A 14,565-nucleotide genomic window follows, 5' to 3' on the forward strand; every position below is an offset into this window, starting at 1 on the left:
GTCCGGCCACGCGTCGTCGCCGCAGCGCCGCCCGCGGTCGCCGAGCCGCCCTCGGCCACCTCCGGCTGGCTGGCCGGGCACCCCGAGGACGTGCTCGGCGGCGCCGTCGCCGGAGGGCGGGTCGCCCGTCGCCGGTCGCTGGCGCGCGACGCGCGTCCCGAGCCGGTGCGCCGCACCCGGGTAGGTCGGACGGCGCGGCTCCTGTCTCGTCTCACGAGCGCCCGACGGACCAGGGGGTTCACCGACCAGCAGTCCGCGTCGGACGACGCGTGGGCCGCGGTCCGGCCGAGCGACGAGCTGCTCGAGGAGTCGGGCGTCGGGTGGACAGGCGGTACGGCGGCCGATCACCCACTGACAGCGGATCGAGGGGGAGCATCCCGAGGCCAGGACGGCGGCAGTCGCCTGCACAGGTGGCGGGGCACAGCCCCGACCGCTCACGGTGCGGTCGGCGCACCCGACGTGCTGGACGTCGGCGCCGCCGCAGGTCGCCGTGGTGGCCCCCGGGGTCTTCGAGACGCCTGGTCGCGCGGTGCCCGCGCTGTGGCGTCGGTGAGCGGTGGTCAGGCCGATGGCGGTGGCCGCGGGGATCTTGGGAGCGCCTGGTCTCGCCGTGCCCGCGCTGTGGCGTCGGTGAGCGGTGGTCAGGCCGATCGCGGCGGCCGCGGGGATCGTCGGGGCGCCGGGTCTCGTCCTGCCGGGGCCGGGGCCGGGGCCGGGGCCGGGGCCGGGGCGTCGGTCAGCGGTGGCCGCGGTGGCCGCGGTGGCCGCGGTGGTCGCGGTGGTCGCGGTGGTCGCGGTGTCCGCGGGGACGCTCGGGGCGCTTGGTCTCGCCGTGCCCGGGCCGCGGCGTCGGTGAGTGGTGGTCAGCCGGATCGCGGTGGCCGCGGGGCGGGCGCTGCGACGACGCGTCGCCAGACCCTCGTGGGCGCCTGTGTCCTCGCGCTGGCCGCCATCGGCGTCCTGGTCACCCGACCTCACCAGCCCGGCCGGCACGACCGCCTCGCGCCGGCTTCACAGTCCGTTGCGCACCCGCGAGGTGCCGGCGACGCGTCGTCCGGCCAGGCTGCGGGCCGCGCGCCGACACGCCGCAGCACGTCCGGGAGCGCCGCGGGGGAGGACGGCACGACGCCCCTCGGGTCCGAGGGAGGTCGCCCGGGCGGCTCGCCGACCCCGAGCCGCCCCGGCTCGTCCGGCGCTCCCGTCGCACCGGCTGGGGGAGGCGCCCCATCGCTCGGGGCGGCCGCGTCCGTCGAACCGTCCGATGAGGTCGCTGGCCTGGCGGGCGCCGCAGACCAGGTGGCGGGGATCGCGTCCGCTGCCGACGCCACGGCGGTGTTGCAGGCGCTCGCGGTCCGCCGAGCCGCGGTGCTGGCCAGCGCGTCCAGGTCTGCCGTCGACGCGGTGGCCGTCCCGGGCTCGCCGGTGGCCCGGCGGCTGACGACCGACGTGCGCTCGCTGGCCCGCCGAGGCCTGCGGTACGACGGGCTCGCCCTGCAGGCCCACGGTGTGCGGCTGCTGCAGGGGGGTCGTGCCCGAGCAGCGGTCGAGGCGCAGACCGACGTCTCGTCCTACGCCGTGGTCGATCGGCACGGCCGGGTGCTGCAACGCGTTCCCCAGACCGTCGGCCCCATGCAGCGGTTCGAGCTGGTTCGTGGACCGGCCGGGTGGCGCCTGCGCTCCGTGGAGGCGGCATGAGCCCCGGTCACGTCCTCCACGCGCTGGTGCTCGCCGTCACCGGCTGCGGGGTGCTGCAGGCGTTCGTCGCGGTCGGGGCGATCGGTGTGGTCGTCGGCCGCACGATCGGACCGGTGCCCGGGCGCTCCGCGAGCCGCGGACCCTGTCGACGCCACCCTCGCCCGTCAGCGGCGGCGCAGCAGCCCGTCAGCGCACCGGTGTCAGCTCGCCGTGATCCAGCGAGCCCCGTCCTCCAGCTGCGGCTGTGCGAAGGTGAAGCCGTCGGCGAGCAGCGCGGCAGGCAGCACGCGCTGGCTGCTGAGCACGTCACCGGCGAACTCCCCGAGCACCGCGCGCAGCGCCACGGACGGAGCGGGCAGCACCGAGGGCCGGTGCAGCTCGTGGGCGATCGCGGCGGCCACCTCGCGCTGCCGGCGGGGCTCGGGGGCGGTCAGGTTGACGGGGCCGCTCAGGGTGCCGCCCAGCAGGTGCACGATCGCGCGCACCTCGTCCTCCAAGGTGATCCAGCTCCACCACTGCTGCCCGCTGCCCAGCGGACCAGCGGCGCCGAGCCGAGCGAGCTTCAGCAGCTGGGCGAAGGCGCCGCCCGTGCGCGACATGACGAGTCCCGTACGGGCGTGGGCGACCGTGATGCCGGCGTCGCGGGCCGGCTGCGCCGCGCCCTCCCAGGCGCGCACGACGTCGGCGAGGAAGCCGGTGCCGGGGGGCCCGTCCTCGGAGACGGCGGTCTCGCCGGTGTCGCCGTAGAACCCGACGGCAGAGCCGCAGACGAGCACGGCGGGCTGCGGATCGAGCTGGGCGAGGGCCAGCGCCAGGGTCGTGGTGCCGTCGACGCGGGAGGCGAGGATGGTCCGCTTGTAGCTGTCGGTCCAGCGGTGGTCGCCCACCCCGGCGCCGGCCAGGTGGGCGACGCCCTCGACGCCCTGCAGGGCCGGCAGGTCGACGAGCCCGGCCGACGGGTCCCAGCGCACCTCGTCCGACGCCCTCGGTGCCCTTCGGACCAGCCGCAGCACCGTGTGACCGTCCGACTGCAGGTGCCGCACGAGGGCCGAGCCGATGAGTCCGGACGCGCCGGTGACCGCGATCTTCATGACGCGAGCCTCGCAGGCTCGAGCCGCCCGCGCCTGTCGTCGGCTGTGGCTGACGCGCTGACGGACGGCGACGTCCTCGGGTCCGGTGCGTCGAGCGTGACGAGAGCACCGCGACCCACCTCGCAGACCATGCGGCTCGGCACACAGCCCGCCGGCCGGGACGGGTCGCGGCGGGCCGAGACGCCGACGGGCCCGTCCCTCTCCGGCCGGCGGCTGGGGGAGGACGGGCCCGTCGGGGACCGCGGTCGTGCTGGCTCAGAGGCCGAGGTCGGCCTCGAAGGCGCCTTCCTCGAGCCGCTCCTTCATGCTCACCAGGAACCGTGCGGCGTCGGCGCCGTCGACGATCCGGTGGTCGTAGCTGAGCGCCAGGTAGACCATCGAGCGGATCGCGATCGTCTCGCCGCCGTCGGTGTCCTGCACGACCACGGGCCGCTTCACGACGGCGCCGGTGCCGAGGATGGCGACCTGCGGCTGGTTGATGATCGGGGTGTCGAAGAGGGCGCCGCGGCTGCCGGTGTTCGTCAGCGTGAAGGTGCCCCCGCCGAGCTCGTCCGGCCCGATCTTGTTGCCGCGGGTGCGGGCTGCGAGGTCGGCGATCTTGCGGGCGATGCCGGCGATGTTCAGGTCCCCGGCGTCGCGCACGACGGGCACGATGAGGCCCTTGTCGGTGTCGACGGCGATGCCGAGGTTCTCCTGCGCGTGGTAGACGATCGTGTCGTCCTCGAGGCTGGCGTTCACCGTGGGGTGGGCCTTGAGCGCCTCGACCGCGGCCTGCGCGAAGAACGGCAGGAACGACAGCTTCACGCCCTCGCGCGCCTCGAAGTCACCCTTGGCTCGGGCGCGCAGCCGGGCGATCTTCGTGACGTCGACCTCGACCACGGTGGTGAGCTGCGCGGACGTCTGCAGCGACTCGACCATGCGCGCCGCGATGAGCTTGCGCAGCCGGGTCATCTTCTCGGTCGTGCCGCGCTTGGCCGAGACCGAGGCGGCGAGCGACCCGCCGGCCGTGGCAGCTGCGGGGGCGGCGGCCGGGGCGGACGGCTCGGGCTGCTGCGGGGCCTGAGCGCGCTCCGCCGCCGCACGCTCCGCCTCGGCCTGCTGGCGGGCCTGCTCGGCGGCGTCGAGGACGTCCTGCTTGCGGATGCGTCCGCCGACGCCGGTGCCGGTCACGGTCGACAGGTCGACACCGTGCTCGGCCGCCAGCTTGCGCACCAGCGGCGTGACGTACGCCGAGGCGTCACCGACGGGCGGCGCCTGCGGGGTGGGCGTCGCATCCCCGCCGGACGTGCCGGCGGCAGCCGACGGGTCGGCCGAGACGACCGTGGCCGCGGGGGCCGAGCCGCTCGAGCTCGCCGGGGCCTCGGAGGACTGCTGCGCGTCCTGTCCGGACCCTCCCTGCTGCTCGCCGGACGACGAGCTCGGGGCGGTCGCCTCCGCGGACTGCTCGTGCTCGGCACGCCGCTCGGCCACCTCGTCGGCGAGCGACGGCTGGGCCGGCTGCTCGGGCTGGGTCGGCTGCTCGGGCTGGGTCGGCTGCTCGGGCTGGGTCGGCTGCTCGGGCTGGGTCGGCTGCTCGGGCTGGCTCGGCTGTTCGGGCTGGCTCGGCTGTTCGGGCTGAGCCGGCTGCTCGGGCTGCGCACCTGAGGCACCGGTCGAGGAGTCGCTCGAGCCGGCACCCGCAGCGCCGCCGGCGATGATCGCGAGGTCGGCGCCGACGGGGACGGTCTCGTCCTCGCCGACGAGCAGCTTCGTCACCGTGCCGGCGACCGGGCTGGGGATCTCGGTGTCGACCTTGTCGGTCGAGACCTCGAGCAGCGGCTCGTCGACGGCGACCTCGTCGCCCTCGGCCTTGAGCCAGCGCGTGACCGTGCCCTCGGTGACCGACTCGCCGAGGGCCGGCATCTGCACGGTGGTGCCCTCACCGCCGGTCGACCCGGTGTCGGCCGCCGGCGCCTCGTCCGTCGCGGGCGGCTCCGGCTGCGACTGCTGCGCCTGTGCCTGCTCGGGCTGGGCCTGCTGCGCCTGAGCCTGCTCGGGCTGCGCCTCCTGCGCCGCAGCGGGCTGCGCCGGCTCAGCCTGCGAGGGCTGCTGCTGCAAGGCGGCGTCCTGGCTGTTGTCGCCGTCCGAGCCGGCGTCCGAGCCGGTCGCCGCGCCGTCGCCGATCACGGCGAGGTCGGCGCCGACGGGGACGGTCTCGTCCTCGCCGACCAGCACCTCCTGCAGCGTGCCGGCGACCGGGCTGGGGATCTCGGTGTCGACCTTGTCGGTCGACACCTCCAGCAGCGGCTCGTCGACCGCGACCTGCTCGCCGACCTGCTTCAACCAGCGCGTCACGGTGCCTTCGGTCACGGACTCGCCGAGGGCCGGCATGGTCACCCGCTCGGACATGGGTAGCGCTCTCCTTCGTCGGACGTGCTGGTCGGCGTCGAGGTGGTCCGACCGGGTGGGCCGGAGGGCTGGTGGATCAGGCGTGCACGTGCAGGGGCTTGCCGGCCAGCGCGAGGTGCGCCTCGCCGAGCGACTCGTTCTGCGTGGGGTGGGCGTGGATGAGCTGAGCGACCTCCTCGGGGAAGGCCTCCCAGTTCACGATGAGCGACGCCTCGCCGACCTGCTCGCCCATGCGCGCGCCGACGGCCACGAAGCCGACGACCGGACCGTCCTTCTCGCGGATGAGCTTCACGAAGCCGGTGGTGCCGAGGATCTGGCTCTTGCCGTTGCCGCCGAGGTTGTACTCGATGGTCTCGACGCGGTCGTCGCCGTACTTCTCGCGGGCCTGCGCCTCGGTCAGCCCGACCGACGCGATCTCGGGGTCGCAGTAGGTGACGCGCGGGATGCCGGAGTCGACGACGGGCACCGGCTTGAGGCCGGCGATCTCCTCGGCGACGAAGATGCCGTGCGCGAAGCCGCGGTGGGCCAGCTGCAGGCCCGGCACGAGGTCGCCGACGGCGAAGACGTTCTCCACGTTCGTGCGCAGCCGCTCGTCGGTGGGCACGAAGCCGCGGTCGACGGTGACGCCGGCCTCCTCGTACCCGAGCCCGGCGGACGACGGGCCGCGGCCGACGGCGACGAGCAGCAGCTCGGCGTCGATGGTCTCGCCGTTCTCCAGCGTGACGTGCACGCCGTCGTCGTCCTGGGTGGCGCCGCTGAACTTCACGCCGGTCTTGAAGGCGATCTTGCGCTTGCGGTAGGCCCGCTCGAGCACCTTCGACGCCGATTCGTCCTCGGCAGCGACCAGGCGGGGCAGCGCCTCGACGATCGTGACGTCGGCGCCGAACGACTTCCAGACGCTGGCGAACTCGACGCCGATGACGCCGCCGCCGAGCACGACGACGCTGGCCGGCACGTGGTCGAGGGTGAGCGCCTGGTCGCTGGTGATGATGCGACCGCCGATGTCGAGGCCGGGCAGCGAGCGGGCGTACGAACCGGTGGCGAGCACGACGTTGCGGCCCTGCACCCGACGGTCGCCGACCTGCACGGTGTCCTTCGCGACGAGGCGGCCCTCGCCCTCGATCACCGTGACCTGGTGCGCCTTGAACAGGCCCTGCAGGCCCTTGTAGAGCCGGCCGACGATGGAGTCCTTGTAGCCGTTGACCCCGTCCATGTCGATGCCCTCGAGCGTGGTGCGCACCCCGAAGTGCGCGCCGTCGCGGGCGGAGTCGGCGACCTCGGCCGCGTGCAGGAGCGCCTTGGTGGGGATGCACCCGCGGTGCAGGCAGGTGCCGCCGAGCTTGTCGCGCTCGACCAGTGCCACGGAGAGCCCCAGCTCGGCAGCCCGGAAGGCGCAGGCGTACCCGCCGCTGCCACCTCCGAGGATCACCACGTCGAAGACCTCGCCGGTGCTGTCGGCCACGTCGCCTGCTCCCTCACGTCTCACTGCCTGGGCGGATGCGGCCCCATCCTGTCACCACCGGAGCAACCAGACACAAGCGGACCACCGGCGCGGCGACGCTCCGGCATGCTGGCCCTGCCCGGTCGCGTGGCCGGGGGAGGTGGGGAGGCGCTGTGCGGTGGTTCAGGCGGTCACGTCGTCGAGGAGCGGGCGGCGGGCCGGGCGGCGACGCGCCCACGAAGGCGGACGTCGAGGCGGCGATGGCGCACCTGCGCCAGTTCGTGTCGACGCGGGTCGGCGTGGAGATGTACGTCGAGCCGCGCACGTCGGTCACGCCGACCACGATCGTGCTGATCGCGACGTCGGGGGAGTGGACCAGGCGGCGGGTCAGCGGCCCGGACGCCGCGCGCGACCTGGCTCGGGAGCTCGGTGTGCCGGCGTACGACGTGCAGCAGACCGGGTACCCGTCGCGGATGCGCGAGTGGACGTCGAAGCAGCGCCGCGAGGGGCTCGCCTAGGCGAGCACCCCCGCGGCGCCGGACCGACGTGGTCGTCGGACCGAGCGGTCGGACCGAACGGTGCGGCGGTGCGGGCGGGCGGAGCGGGCGGACCGGACCGGACCGTCCGACCGGACCGTCCTGGCGGACCGTCCTGGCGGACCGTCCTGGCGGACCGTCCTGGCGTACCGTCCTGGCGGAGCGGCCCGATCCGCATGCCCGGCCTGCGAGGTCCGCCGGTCGCGGCGTCAGGCGGAGACGGCTCCGGTGGCCAGTCCGACGAGCGTGCGCACGGTGCAGCCGGTGGCGCCCTTCGGCGTGTAGCCCCAGGGCTTGCCCTCGTTGAACGACGGGCCGGCGATGTCGAGGTGCGCCCAGGGGATCTGGCCCTCGCCGTCGGTGCGGTCGCCGACGAACTCCTTCAGGAAGAGGCCGGCGACGAGCATGCCGCCGGCGCGCTCGCCCATGTTCGCGATGTCGGCGACGGCGGAGTCCATGCTGGCCCGCAGCTCGACCGGCAGCGGCATCGGCCACAGCTGCTCGCCGACCAGCTCGGCGGTGGCGTGCACCCGCTCGCGCAGCTCGTCGTCGTTGCTCATGATCGCGCCGACGCGTGCACCGAGGGCGAGCACCTGGTGCCCGGTGAGGGTGGCGACGTCGACGATCGCGTCCGGGTGCTCCTCGCTCGCGGCGACGATGGCGTCGGCCAGCACCAGCCGGCCCTCGGCGTCGGTGTTCAGCACCTCGACGGTGCGCCCGCCGTACGTCGTGAGGACGTCGGAGGGCCGCTGCGCCGTGCCGCTCGGCATGTTCTCGGCGAGCGGCACCCAGCCGGTGACCCGCACGGCGAGCCCGAGCCGGGCGACGGCGAGCACGGCGGCGGCGACGGCGGCGCCGCCGGCCATGTCGGACTTCATCGTCTCCATACCGGCCGGCGGCTTCAGCGACAGGCCGCCCGAGTCGAACGTGATGCCCTTGCCCACGAAGGCGAGGTGGCTGCCGGCGCCGCGCGGGGCGTACTCGAGCTTCACCAGCCGCGGCGGGCGGCTGCTGCCCTGACCGACACCGAGGATGCCGCCGTACCCGCCCTTCGCGAGGGCCTTCTCGTCGAGCACCGTGACCTTGACCGACGTGCCCTTCGCTGCGGCGACGACGGCGTCGGCGAACGCGGCGGGCGGCAGGTCGCCGGGGGCGGTGTTCACCAGGTCGCGCGTCAGGTGCACGGCGTCCGCGACGGCCGCGGCGTGCTCGGCGGCCGCCTTGACCGCCTTGTCTCGCGCGACGGCGGTGAGGACGGTGACGGCGGCGACCGGCGGCTTGCGGTCGGCGGCGGTGCGCCCGCGGTGCCGAGTGAACTCGTAGGCGCCGATGAGCGCGCCCTCGGCGACGGCGGTGACCTGGTCGACGTCCTCGGCCGGCAGCGCCACCGCGACGGAGCCGGTGCCCGAGAGCGAGCGCGTGGCGGCACCGGCGGCGCGGCGGAGCGTCTCGGCCGGCCAGGCGGCACGGCGTCCGCGGGGGGCGTCGCCCAGGCCGGTGAGCACCACGACCGACGCCGTGAGGTCGCTGCCCGCCGGCACCCGCACGACCTCGTCGGCGGCGCCCTTGACGCCCAGGGACGGCAGCGCGTCGGTGAGCGACGTGCGCAGCGACCGCGGCAGATCGGCACCCGGCACGAGCTGCGGACCGTCCGGACCGGAGGCGACCCCCACGACGACGGCGTCGACCTTGATCGACGCGACGTCCTTGTCGGACAGGCTGATCGTGGGCACGTGTGGTCCTCTCCTCGACGGCGCCCGGGGTGCCGGGCCGGGCTACGCTACTTCGTGCCGTCGCGGGACGCCCGCCTGGATCATCTAGGTTGACCGCCATGCCCAGCGACGACCTGCTCCGCTCGCCCCTGCACGACCGGCACGTGGCCCTCGGCGCCAAGACCGCCGACTTCGGTGGCTGGCTGATGCCGATCGAGTACGCCGGCGGCGGCGTGGTCAAGGAGCACACGGCGGTGCGCGAGCGGGCCGGCCTGTTCGACGTCAGCCACCTCGGCAAGGCGCTCGTGCGCGGACCGGGTGCCGCCGAGTTCGTGAACGCGACGCTCACCAACGACCTGGGTCGGATCGCGCCCGGCCAGGCCCAGTACACGCTGTGCTGCGACGAGTCGGGCGGCGTCGTGGACGACCTCATCGCCTACCTGCGGGCGGACGACGAGGTGCTGCTGGTGCCGAACGCGGCCAACACCGCCGAGGTGGTGCGCCGGCTCGCAGCCGCTGCGCCCGAAGGCATCGAGGTGACCGGCGAGCACCGCTCGTACGGCGTGCTGGCCGTGCAGGGTCCGCGGGCCGACGCGGTGCTCGAGGCGCTCGGGCTGCCGATCGGTCACGAGTACATGAGCTTCGTCGACGCCGGGTGGCGCGGCTCGCCCGTCGTCGTCTGCCGCACCGGCTACACGGGCGAGCGCGGGTACGAGCTGCTGCCGCGCTGGGACGCCGCGGGCGAGCTGTGGGACGCGCTGCTGGAGGCCGTGGTCGCCGAGGGCGGGCTGCCGGCCGGGCTCGGCGCGCGCGACACCCTGCGCACCGAGATGGGGTACCCGCTGCACGGGCACGAGCTGTCGCTCGACATCACGCCGGTGCAGGCGCGCAGCGGCTGGGCGGTCGGGTGGCGCAAGCCGGCCTTCTGGGGCCGTGAGTCGCTGCTCGCCGAGCGCGAGGCGGGGGCGTCGCGCACGCTGCGCGGGCTGCTGGCGCTCGAGCGCGGCATCCCGCGCGACGGCTGCCGGGTGCGGGCGCTCCCCACCGCCGAGGGCGACGGCGCTGCGGCCGAGACCGGCGCGGACGTGGGCGTCACGACGTCCGGCACCTTCTCGCCGACCCTGCGCCAGGGCATCGCGCTCGCGCTGCTCGACCGGTCGGTCGCGGACGGCGACGAGGTGGTGGTCGACGTGCGCGGGCGGCCGCTGCGGGCCCGGGTCGTCAAGCCCCCGTTCGTCGAGGCGCAGGCCAAGGGCCAGCCGATCTGAGCGGTCGCTGCTAGACCAGGAGCGACAGGACGACGAGGGCCGCGGTCAGCGCGACCTCGACCGCCGCACCCAGCACGTCGCCGGTCACCCCACCGAGCCGTGCGCGGCAGCGAGCCAGCAGCCCCAGGGCGGCGACCGCTGCGGTGGCCGTCGCCAGGGGCCCGGCCAGCCAGCGCGGGACGTCCTCCGCGGCCTGCCACCCGAGCGCCAGCGCGCCGACCCCGGCCGTCAGGGCGAGCACCAGCACCGCGGCGAACGGCGCGATTGACCCGGCCACCGTGCTGCCCAGCCCCTCGGGGCGTGCTGCGGGCAGCCCGCGCCGGCACGCCAGCGGCAGCACCGCTCGCGACACGAGCACCGCCACCGCAGGTGCCGCGGCCGCGGTCCAGCGATCGGCGCGCAGCACGTCCGCCAGCGCGGCGGCCTGCACGAGCAGCACCAGCACCAGCGTCACCGCGCCGGCCGGTCCCACGTCGCCGCGCCGCATGACCTCCAGCGCCCGGTCGCGGTCGTAGCTGCTGGCCAGCCCGTCGGCGGTGTCGGCCAGCCCGTCGAGGTGCATCCCGCGGCTGCCCAGCGCGAGCAGGCCGAGCGCGACGCCCGCGGTCACCAGCAGCGGCGCCCCGAGCAGCCGCCCGGCCAGGCAGACGACGAGCACCAGCAGCGCCAGCGGCAGCGCGGCGAGCGGCGCCAGCAGCATGGCCCTGCCCGCGGTCTCGCGGTCGAGCCGCGTCGGTGGCGGCACCCGCACGACCGTCAGCGTGCCGAGCGCCAACCGCAGCGGGTCCGGTAGCCGCAGCCCGCTCACCGACCCCTGCGCTCAGGCCACACCGGTGACGCACCGTGACCACCCCCGGCCGTCTCCGACGGCGCGGGGGCACCCCGCGCCGGCAGGAACGGCACGGGGGCACCCTGCGCCATCAAGAGGGAGCGAGCGGCGGTCACGTGGCGTCACGATGGACGGCCGCCTCGGACGGTGCGGGGTCGGCCGCCGCGGTGCCCGGACCACCGCCGAGGTCGAGGTCGGCGAGGCGGCCCATGCCGGCGGCGAGCCGCTGCGCCGAGCGGAGCAGCGGGAGCGCGGTGAGGGCGCCGGTGCCCTCGCCGAGCCGCATGCCGAGGTCGAGCAGGGGCTCGAGGCCGAGCACGTCGAGGGCGCGGCGCTGGGCGGGCTCGGTGCTGCGGTGGCCGGCGAGCCACCACTGGCCCGCGCCCTCGACGACGCGGCGGGCGATCAGGGCGCAGGCCGAGGGCACGACGCCGTCGAGCAGCACGGGGGTGCGGCGGGCGGCGGCCTGCAGCAGGAACCCGGTCATCGCGGCGGTGTCGGCGCTGCCGACGGTGCGCAGCAGCGCGAGGCCGTCGGCCCGGTGCGGGCGCGCGCGGTGCAGGGCGTCGCGCAGCACGCCGACCTTGACGGCCCACGCGGCGTCGTCGATGCCGGTGCCGGTGCCGACGACGTCGAGCGGCGCGAGCTGCAGGGCGGCGCCGACGAGCGCGGCGGCGACGGTCGTGTTGCCGATGCCCATGTCGCCCGCGATCAGCAGGTCGGCGCCGGCGTCGACCTCCTCGTCGGCGACGGTCGCGCCGGCGTCGAGGGCGCGCTGCAGCTCGTCGTCGCTCAGGGCGTCCTCGCGGTCGATGGCTCCGCTGCCGCGGCGCACCTTGAAGCGGGTGACCTCGGCCGGCACGTCGAGGTCGGCGTCGACGCCGAGGTCGAGCACCCGCACCCCCGCGTCGTGCTGCGCCGCGAGCACGCTGACGCCGGCCCGCCCGGCGAGGAACGTGGCCACCATGGCGGCCGTCACCTCGCTGGGGTAGGCCGAGACGCCCTGACCGGCCACGCCGTGGTCGCCGGCGAACACGACGACGCGCACCCGGTCGAGCGGCCGCGGCGGGCTCTGGCCCTGGGCGCCCGACAGCCAGATCGCGAGGTCCTCCAGACGGCCGAGCGCCCCGAGCGGCTTCACCAGCCCGTCGACGTGCTCCCGGGTGCGGTCGGCGGCGTCCTCGTCGCGCGGCCCGATCGCGCTGGTCAGCGCGTCGAGGTCGAACACGGTCATGCGTCCTCCGGGGTCGGTGCGGGTGGGTGCGGGTCGTCGACCCAGGGGTGCGGCGGCGGCAGCTCGAGCGCCCGGCCGGCGACGACGAGCAGCGCCCGGTCGGCCGAGCGCGACAGCCGGGTGGTGAGCGGGCCGAGCAGGTCGCGGAACCGGCGTCCGGCGGGCGTGGACGGCACGACGCCCGACCCCACCTCGTCGGCCACGAGCACGACCGGCCCGGCAGCGTGCTGCCACGCCGCGACCAGCGCGTCGGCGGCCTCGACGTACGCCGGTCGCCACGCGTCGCCGTCGGACCAGCCGTCGCACGCGTCGAGGACGCCTGCCAGCCAGGTGCCGAGCGAGTCGACGAGGAGCGGGCCTCGGTGCGCGCGCAGCACGCCGGCGACGTCGGTGGTCTCGAGCGTGCCCCAGCCGGCCGGACGCCGGTCGCGGTGCCGCTGCACCCGCTGCGCCCACGCGGGGTCGGCGGCGTCGGGTGCGGCGCCGGTCGCCACGTAGGTGACGTGGGGCAGGTCCCGCACCAGCGCCTCGGCCACGGCGGACTTGCCCGACCCCGAGCCTCCGAGCACCAGCGTGCGGGCCGGCAGCGCGGTCACGATCGCGTCCCCTCGGGCGCGGCGACGTCGGCAGCCGGCGGCTCGAACCGCACCGGCGCCTCGAAGGCCGCGCGGCGAGCGGCCCGCCGCAGCGCACCGAGCACGGCTGGACCGGTCAGCAGCACGAGCACCACGTTCGTCGCGGCCCTCCCGACGTCCCAACCGAGCGAGGTGGCCAGCGAGAACAGCAGCCAGCGGTGCAGGTTCTCGGCGACGGGGGCCCCGGGCACGAACGACAGGTCGCTGCCGGTGCCGACGGCGAACGGCCAGAACGACAGGTCGAGCAGCACGCCGTACAGCAGGCCGGCGAGCGCGCCGTACCCCGCCAGCAGCGCCAGCTCGAGGCGACCGCGGGCGCGCGGCAGCAGCCCGGCGCCGAGCCCGACCCACGCGGCGCCCAGCACCTGGAAGGGCAGCCACGGGCCGACGCCGCCGGTGAGCAGGGCCGACGCGAAGAGCGTCGTGGCGCCCAGCACGAAGCCGAACCCCGGCCCGAGCACCCGGCCGGCGAGCACCAGCAGGAAGAACACGGTCTCGAGCCCGGCCGTCCCCGCGCCGAGCGGTCGCAGCGCGGCGCCGACCGCCGACAGCACGCCGAGCAGGGCGACCGCCTTGGCGTCCATGCCGCCCTCGCTGATCTGCGCGAGCACCACCGCGAGCAGCAGGGGCAGCACGAGCGCCAGCACGAGCGGGGCGTCGGTGCCGTGCGCGAGCGTCGACCCGGCGTCCGCCAGCAGCGGCCAGCCGAACGCCCCGACGCCGACGAGCGACAGCAGGGTCATGGCGAGCACCGACCGCGGGCCGAGCCGCACAGCCCGGACGTCGCGCGGCACGCCGGGTCCGCCGTCCGGGCCGCTCGAACGAGCCCGGGAGCGGCCTGGACGGCGAGAACCGGCCTGGACGGCGGACAGCGGGGCGGTCACGAGGTGGCCTCGGCCGGAGCGGGCCACGCGGGGAGGGCGGCGCGCACCTCGTCGACCGTGAGCAGCTGCGCGGGGGCCACGACCTTGGCCACCTGCGGCGCGTACGCCGGGGAGCCGGCCAGCACGTCGGCGACCGGTCCGTCGGTCACCAGCTCGCCCCCGGCCAGCACCAGCACCCGGTCGGCCACCTCGGCGACGAACTCCACGTCGTGCGTCGACAGCAGCACCGCGTGCCCGTCGGCGGCGAGGTCGCGCAGCACGTCGCGCAGGGCCAGCTTCGCGTCGTGGTCGAGGCCGCGGGTCGGCTCGTCGAGCAGCAGCACCCGCGGCCGGGCGGTCAGCTGCACCGCGAGCACGAGGCACAGCCGCTGGCCCTCGGACAGGTCGCGGGGGTGCGCCGCCGGGTCGACGCCCGCGCGCACCCGCTGCAGCAGCGCGGCGGCCGTGCCCGATGGGCGGTCGGCGTCGCGGTCGGCCTGGGCGAGCTCTGCCGCCACGGTGTCGAGGTAGAGCAGGTCGGACGGCTGCTGCGGCACCAGCCCGACCAGCGCCCGGCGGCGGGCGGCGCCCAGCCGCGCAGGGTCGTCGCCGGACACCTGCACGCGGCCGCCGGTGCGTCGTCCGGACCCCTGCAGCGCCCACAGCAGCGACGACTTGCCGGCGCCGTTGCGGCCCATCAGCGCCGTCACCTCGCCGTCGCGCAGCGCCAGGTCGACCCCGGCCACCGCGGTGACGTCGCCGTGCCGCACCACCACCGCGTCGGCGGCCAGCAGCGGCCCGGTCGTCGGCGCGGCCCGGCGCGGCGCCGGCGGGGCGTCGTCGAGCGCGGACCGCAGGGGACCGGCGGCACGC

General features: G+C 76.3%; 12 protein-coding genes. 3 read left to right on the plus strand and 9 right to left on the minus strand.

Annotated features, from left to right (window positions below; translation table 11 throughout):
• Nucleotides 1–1,332: 1,332 nt before the first annotated feature.
• A complete protein-coding gene (locus ACYVI6_RS15170) occupies nucleotides 1,333–1,695 on the plus strand; it encodes a hypothetical protein (protein ID WP_460447168.1) in 363 nt (120 codons plus the stop codon).
• Between the two features lie 200 nt (nucleotides 1,696–1,895).
• On the opposite strand, the gene ACYVI6_RS15175 is transcribed toward ACYVI6_RS15170, so the two are convergent.
• The 3 genes from ACYVI6_RS15175 to lpdA all read right to left on the minus strand — a co-directional run bounded on the left by ACYVI6_RS15175 (nucleotide 1,896) and on the right by lpdA (nucleotide 6,636).
• Nucleotides 1,896–2,786 carry a TIGR01777 family oxidoreductase gene (locus ACYVI6_RS15175; RefSeq protein WP_460447169.1) on the minus strand — a complete coding sequence of 297 codons (891 nt, stop codon included), beginning with the start codon at nucleotides 2,784–2,786 and terminating at the stop codon, nucleotides 1,896–1,898.
• 255 nt (nucleotides 2,787–3,041) lie between these two features.
• Nucleotides 3,042–5,174: a 2-oxoglutarate dehydrogenase, E2 component, dihydrolipoamide succinyltransferase gene (sucB, locus tag ACYVI6_RS15180; RefSeq protein WP_460447170.1), complete on the minus strand. Its 2,133-nt coding sequence runs from the start codon at nucleotides 5,172–5,174 to the stop codon at nucleotides 3,042–3,044.
• A 76-nt stretch (nucleotides 5,175–5,250) separates the two neighbouring features.
• Nucleotides 5,251–6,636: a dihydrolipoyl dehydrogenase gene (gene lpdA / locus ACYVI6_RS15185; RefSeq protein WP_460447171.1), complete on the minus strand. Its 1,386-nt coding sequence runs from the start codon at nucleotides 6,634–6,636 to the stop codon at nucleotides 5,251–5,253.
• A gap of 152 nt (nucleotides 6,637–6,788) precedes the next feature.
• Here lpdA and ACYVI6_RS15190 point away from each other — a divergent pair, with 152 nt between their 5' ends.
• The gene (locus ACYVI6_RS15190) at nucleotides 6,789–7,133 is read left to right on the plus strand and encodes an oxidoreductase (protein WP_460447172.1); all 345 of its coding nucleotides are present in this window, start codon (nucleotides 6,789–6,791) and stop codon (nucleotides 7,131–7,133) included.
• A gap of 227 nt (nucleotides 7,134–7,360) precedes the next feature.
• Here the strand turns inward: ACYVI6_RS15190 and ACYVI6_RS15195 are convergent, their stop codons facing one another.
• Nucleotides 7,361–8,884 (minus strand): leucyl aminopeptidase, encoded by a 1,524-nt coding sequence (locus tag ACYVI6_RS15195; RefSeq protein WP_460447173.1) that lies wholly within the window; start codon nucleotides 8,882–8,884, stop codon nucleotides 7,361–7,363.
• A gap of 98 nt (nucleotides 8,885–8,982) precedes the next feature.
• Between ACYVI6_RS15195 and gcvT the strand changes: the two genes are divergently transcribed.
• Nucleotides 8,983–10,131 carry a glycine cleavage system aminomethyltransferase GcvT gene (gene gcvT, locus ACYVI6_RS15200; RefSeq protein WP_460447174.1) on the plus strand — a complete coding sequence of 383 codons (1,149 nt, stop codon included), beginning with the start codon at nucleotides 8,983–8,985 and terminating at the stop codon, nucleotides 10,129–10,131.
• A gap of 10 nt (nucleotides 10,132–10,141) precedes the next feature.
• On the opposite strand, the gene ACYVI6_RS15205 is transcribed toward gcvT, so the two are convergent.
• The 5 genes from ACYVI6_RS15205 to ACYVI6_RS15225 all read right to left on the minus strand — a co-directional run.
• On the minus strand, nucleotides 10,142–10,939 hold the full coding sequence (locus ACYVI6_RS15205) for an adenosylcobinamide-GDP ribazoletransferase (RefSeq protein WP_460447175.1): 798 nt from the start codon (nucleotides 10,937–10,939) through the stop codon (nucleotides 10,142–10,144).
• Between the two features lie 133 nt (nucleotides 10,940–11,072).
• Complete coding sequence (cobT, locus tag ACYVI6_RS15210) at nucleotides 11,073–12,194, minus strand: nicotinate-nucleotide--dimethylbenzimidazole phosphoribosyltransferase (RefSeq protein WP_460447176.1); 1,122 nt, start codon at nucleotides 12,192–12,194, stop codon at nucleotides 11,073–11,075.
• On the minus strand, nucleotides 12,191–12,790 hold the full coding sequence (locus tag ACYVI6_RS15215; protein WP_460447177.1) for a bifunctional adenosylcobinamide kinase/adenosylcobinamide-phosphate guanylyltransferase: 600 nt from the start codon (nucleotides 12,788–12,790) through the stop codon (nucleotides 12,191–12,193). Before ACYVI6_RS15215 ends, cobT begins: the two co-directional genes overlap by 4 nt.
• Nucleotides 12,787–13,713: an ECF transporter S component gene (locus tag ACYVI6_RS15220; protein WP_460447178.1), complete on the minus strand. Its 927-nt coding sequence runs from the start codon at nucleotides 13,711–13,713 to the stop codon at nucleotides 12,787–12,789. The genes ACYVI6_RS15215 and ACYVI6_RS15220 overlap by 4 nt, the downstream gene beginning before the upstream one ends.
• Nucleotides 13,710–14,565 (minus strand): ATP-binding cassette domain-containing protein (locus ACYVI6_RS15225; RefSeq protein WP_460447179.1); only part of this gene is annotated, 856 nt, incomplete at its 5' end. The genes ACYVI6_RS15220 and ACYVI6_RS15225, both read right to left, overlap by 4 nt.

The organism is Angustibacter aerolatus (genome assembly GCF_054776675.1).